Here is a 780-nt window from a genome sequence, read left to right as displayed (position 1 = left end):
GCCATATACGTACAGGCGAAGTTAAATACCAGAGCTCTACTGGATCAGGTTTTCCCAGCTTTTGAGAATGTTTTTAGTGACATGTTTTCGGTAACATCCTTACGAGTCTTGTCGTGTTGTCTTCAAGGTGAGATTGGAAAGCTACAAGATGTGATTAGAGATGCAACAGGGAAGTCACACGGTAATACGTGGATTCAGGAGAAAATAGAACGCTTGGAACAGACTTTGCGGGAATGGAACAAGGAAGAGATTAGCCCTGCCCAAATTCTGATGTTGGAGGGGATGGTAGAGTTGCTGTGCTCTTTCCAAGAGCAATTGAAGCGTTTAGAAGAGCAGCTAGAGGAAATTGCTTTGTCTCTACCTGAAGTAGAACTACTTCAATCCATCCCGGGAATCGGAGAAAAGTTGGCAGCGACAATTGTGGCAGAAGTAGGAAATGCCAGCCAATTTAACAGCCCCAAGCAACTTGTAGCTTTTGCGGGAATTGATCCAAGTGTATTCAGTTCTGGGAAATTCACAGCATCCAGCAACCGGATTACAAAGCGAGGCTCCAAACGGCTTCGTAGAGCATTGTATTTAGCAGTACAGTGTGGCCTGAGGAAAGGTGCCAATCCACGACTCAAGCAATACTATGACAAGAAAAAGAAAGAGGGCAAACCCTACAAGGTAGCCGTGATTGCTTGCGCCAACAAGCTTCTCCATCACATTTTTGCTATCCTGAGTAAGTGCCAGCCCTACAACGCTTCTTAACCAAAAAAATCCAACAACCTCTACGCCAAT

1 protein-coding gene is annotated in these 780 nt (G+C 45.0%); it reads left to right on the top strand.

Translation table 11 applies throughout. The features are described 5' to 3' along the window. A partial coding sequence (locus ACPW7N_RS26670; protein ID WP_425654878.1) for an IS110 family RNA-guided transposase occupies nucleotides 1-750 on the top strand: 750 nt, incomplete at its 5' end. Between the last annotated feature and the right edge of the window lie 30 nt (nucleotides 751-780).

This window comes from Brevibacillus nigriterrae (genome assembly GCF_049846925.1).
Lineage (GTDB): Bacteria > Bacillota > Bacilli > Brevibacillales > Brevibacillaceae > Brevibacillus_H.
The sequence above is the reverse complement of the archived record's forward strand: the minus strand, read 5'-3'. Positions and strand labels throughout refer to the sequence as shown.